At 44.6% G+C, this 4,283-nt stretch carries 4 protein-coding genes; all 4 read left to right on the top strand.

What is annotated here, in order from left to right; all coding sequences use genetic code 11:
* Positions 1 to 624: phage tail family protein (locus FC24_RS11255; RefSeq protein WP_057874937.1), on the top strand; the 624-nt coding region annotated here is incomplete at its 5' end.
* Positions 617 to 2,698: a phage tail protein gene (locus FC24_RS11250; protein ID WP_057874936.1), complete on the top strand. Its 2,082-nt coding sequence runs from the start codon at positions 617 to 619 to the stop codon at positions 2,696 to 2,698. The genes FC24_RS11255 and FC24_RS11250, both read left to right, overlap by 8 nt.
* Positions 2,699 to 2,710: 12 nt before the next feature.
* Positions 2,711 to 3,163, top strand: coding sequence for a hypothetical protein (locus FC24_RS11245; RefSeq protein ID WP_057874935.1), 453 nt, complete (start codon positions 2,711 to 2,713; stop codon positions 3,161 to 3,163).
* A gap of 4 nt (positions 3,164 to 3,167) precedes the next feature.
* Positions 3,168 to 4,223, top strand: coding sequence for a BppU family phage baseplate upper protein (locus FC24_RS11240; protein WP_057874934.1), 1,056 nt, complete (start codon positions 3,168 to 3,170; stop codon positions 4,221 to 4,223).
* The last annotated feature ends 60 nt before the right edge of the window (positions 4,224 to 4,283 follow it).

Genomic DNA, 4,283 nt, shown 5'->3' with positions numbered 1-4,283 from the left:
AGTGGCCTTAAGCTAGCCCAGCACGAAATCTATCGGCTGTTTTTGCAAAAGCAATTGATTCGAATGCGGACCAACGCTGAGCCAGCGATTGTTAAATATGTCCGTGCCGGTAATTTCGAAATTAAGCCCTGGCGTGATGGGGCCCAAGATGCAATGTTTACCATTCCATTTGAAAACCCGAGCGGGTATAAGTATTCTTTATTTAATAGCGATAAATTAGATAGCTCAAATGAAGATGGTTGGCAAATGGGCATGAATCTGCCCAGCAATGACACACTCAGCTATCACTTTACAACGAGTAATTTTAAAGTGTTTAACGCCTCGGATATTACTATCGACCCTTATTATCAGCGCCACGAGCTCAGCATTATATCTAAGTACACCGGCAGCTATTTGCAACTGACCAATACGACCAATAATACATCCTGGCGGTTAAATAAATCCAGCAAAGGGGGCAATACGGTGATTTTAAATGGCATCACAACCACGGTTGACGGCAAACCAGCTAGCAATCTGACTGACTACGGCAATCTGGCTTTAGAGCCAGGATATAACAACATCAAAGTTTCAGGCGCGACTAAGATGGCCATTACCTTTAGTTTCCCATTTATCTACCTTGGTTGATAATAAGTTAGTTGTCAAAGGCCTGCACAGCGCCTATGCAGAGCCTTTACGCAGTGTGTTATTTGATACACTCTGCATTCAAGCTGAGTTAAACAGCCAGTATCAAATAGAATTTACGGCTTATGATGATAGATCGGTCGCTTATAACTCGTTGAGCGTCGAAGCTAGTGTTTATTGGCAGGGTCAAGAATATATCATTAAACAAGTCGTCTCAGCTCATAGTAGTGGTGTCAACACGATCCAGGTAACCGCGGTCCACGTTGCTTATGAAGTCAGCCGCGTCAGACAGCGTCAAGTAAAAACCGGTACGTTAACCTACAGTGTTAACGATGTGCTGGCTTTTTATTTGTCTGGGAATAAGCTGGGCTTTACGTGGCAGGTAATTGGTAATTTTGATAAACAACAAATTACTGACCTAGGCAACTCCAGCGGTAAGGATATGCTATCTAAGATTGCGTCTACTTGGTCAGATGCTGTTTTTTGGCCAGACAACAAGAATATCCGCATTTATCAGCATGATGCCATTGCCAAAAATCTGGGTAACCGCATCGATTATTTGCATAATACTAGTGAGGTTAAATTGACCTATGATTCTACAGGGCTCGTTAACCAGGTCAAAGTGTACGGCAAACAAAAAGAAAACACTGGCACAGATAGCGATAAAACCGAGTATTATTTTACGCCATTTTTAGTGACCGATGAGCAATCAGTTAAGCAATGGGAGCTACATCCCGGTGATGACATCTCAGATGAGCGCTTTACTAATGCTAGTACCATGCGGGCTTACGCACTGGCCAAGATGACATCGGAGCCACCCTTGACAATTGAGACGTCAGAGCAAAGGGCCGGCGAGCCAGCGTTGATGGAAATTAGGCGCTTGGAAATCCGCCCCTCTGGGTTTGCTACGCAAGTGGAAATTGTTGCTTATAAGTATTATCCACTGGACAAAGCCAAACCAACTGAAGTTACGCTGAATAATCGCGCTAAGACGATTTTAAATTATAAAAAGGCGGGCTCCGACGCTTTGGATAAAGCACTTGCCGCCTTAAAAGCACAACGAAAAGCAATACTGCAAGCGGCGGAAAACAGCCAAAGAAGTTATGATTCCCGTTTGGGCGGTACGCAAGTTAACCAGTCACGCAAGTCAGTTAAAGCTATCGCTGCCAAAGCAGTTGCAAAATCCAGTGACTTGCCGCTGTATACGTTACATGTTGTCGCCGATAACCCAGATTTTAATTTACCTAAAGGTGCTAAGTTTGCGGTCACTACTAAAGCTGAGGGCGTTATGGGCCTTGATCCCTATATCAATAACTGGATTACAGCCAACAACCTGTTTGTCTACGATCAAATCAAGCAATTTATTGGCACAATTAAAGGCGAGCCAGGAGATCCCGGCAAAGATGGTGCTGATGGCCAGTCAGCTTATCAGCTTTGGCTAGCGCAGGGTAATACTGGCACCGAGCAGGACTTTTTACAGTCATTGGTCGGACAACCAGGTGCACCTGGCGCCAAGGGTGACCCTGGCAAGCAAGGCAGTAAGGGCGATAAGGGTGAGCCGGGTAGTCCTGGCAAAGCCGCAACGATTGCGGTGGGGACAGTGACTACGGGTAATGCCGATAGCAAGGCCCAAGTGACTAATGCTGGCACCGCAAGCGCTGCTAAGTTTAGTTTTGTCATCCCTAAAGGCGATCGCGGCCAGGCTGGTGCTACTGGACCAAAAGGTGACACCGGCGCACGTGGGCCTGCTGGCAAGGATGCAGCATCCTTAGTCATTGATCAAGGCAAAGCAAGCAATGGCCGCGCGGTCGATAATCCGCCTAGTTATTACCAAAAAGGTTATCCAGCAAAAGAGACTAAAGAGTTTAAACAAACCGCTGCTTTAAAAGTACCGCTAATCAAGGGCCAAACGTCAACTTTTGGAATTTTGACTACAAGAGTGCCTGGGACTGATACTACCTTTGGCCGGCCGCGACAAATATTTGAACCCAGTCAAGCGACTCGGCCGTTAACTTATGTGCGGATCGGTTTATCGGATAGTAAGTGGAGTAGTTGGGAACTGCTGACAACATGGTAGGAGGTTTTAAAATTGAGTGATCCGGTTAAACTAGCCCCTTTTACGAGTGATTTTTTATCTGATTTAACTAATAACGTCCAGCAAAACGGTAATGCAGTAATTGAGGCGGTTAATCAGCAATACCAAGCTTTAGACAGCGTTTTTAATTTTGGCACACCCAAAATTGCAGCGATTGACGTTAGCAAAAGCAAGGAGTTAAACCGCACAACTTATTTGTGGCTAAATCAGGTTATGAGCCAGTTAGAACGAGCTATTAATGGCTTGATCAGGACGTATAATGCTTTTAATATTACTGGACCACCAGATTACCTGCTACTAGATAAAGTCAAGTTGCAGCAGTTTAAATTGCTCAGCTTTGCTAATTATCGCAGCAATGTCAATCAAAATTGGCAACTATTAGAAAGTACCTTAAACAAGTGTCAGACTTATTTACAGCCCTATCTTAATTTTGCGAAAGGAGTGTGAGCTAATGCCAGTCAATCAAAACCAACGGATAAACAGCTATATCGTATTAGATTTAGCTAAACCAACCCCGACAGCAATTGATCTTAGCAGCAATTTTAACGGCCGGGTGGGCGATTCGCAAAGTTACCTTAAATTGTGGCTTAAGGCTTATGGTTTGCCGCAAAACTTGACGTCTAAGACCCTTTTCTTTGCCGGTATTGATCCAGCAGCCCAGCCTAAAAAGATTTATGGGACCACGGCAACGGATCATCCCGGCGATGATATTCAAGCCGGCCGAATCACGTTTTATTTCCCTGGTAACACGTTTCAGGCCGAAGGCGACTGGGATCCTGATAATACCTATTTTGGGGTAGCGGACGCCGACGGTAACACAATCTCGACGATCAATGTAGCTTTACACGTTTTATCTAATAGTGTAGAGATGCAAGTCGCCTCCAAGCCGTTTTATACGCAACTAGAAAAGGTGACTGCGGACGGCAAACAAAAAGTACAGGCCTGGGTCGATCAAGCCCAAGCTAAACTAAAAGAAATAACAACACAGGTCAATGCGGCTCTAGACGATGTTTTAGATCCAAAATCAAGCTTGAACGTCACAATTAAAGCATTAAAAAAGCAACTGGATGCGCTGCAAACCCAGCTGGATAAAAATGACTTTGTCAGTTTAACTGATTTTACGACCCTTAAGACAAAATTTGATGCTTTACAAGCAGACTTGGCGCAACACAAATATGGGGTTTATCAGCTTGATCTCAGCGGTGTGTCCAGTAGTGATTTTCCGCGGTTTAGCGCCTACCTTTATCAGTATGGCGCCGGCATCCCACAGCCGGATCCTGGTTACTTTGGGGTCAAGTCTACCCACGAGCTACCAGTGCAAGCTGAGTTTACTGATGGTAATGCGTCCGTGGCCTTTTTAATTAATCAAGCCCAAGTCAAAAAGTATCTGGATGATTTTAATCCGGACCAATTGATAACCACTTATAGTAGTGACAAGCATTGGTTGTACCTGACCAGTGGCGTATCCACCGTGGGGATCCAAACAACCAATGCTAAATTTAAATAAATAGGAGGAGTTTTACATGACACAATATATACCAATTGATTTTGGCGAAGCAAAATGGGA

This window comes from Loigolactobacillus rennini DSM 20253 (assembly GCF_001436505.1).
Taxonomy (GTDB): Bacteria; Bacillota; Bacilli; order Lactobacillales; family Lactobacillaceae; genus Loigolactobacillus; species Loigolactobacillus rennini.
This window is presented reverse-complemented; position numbering and strand designations above follow the sequence as displayed.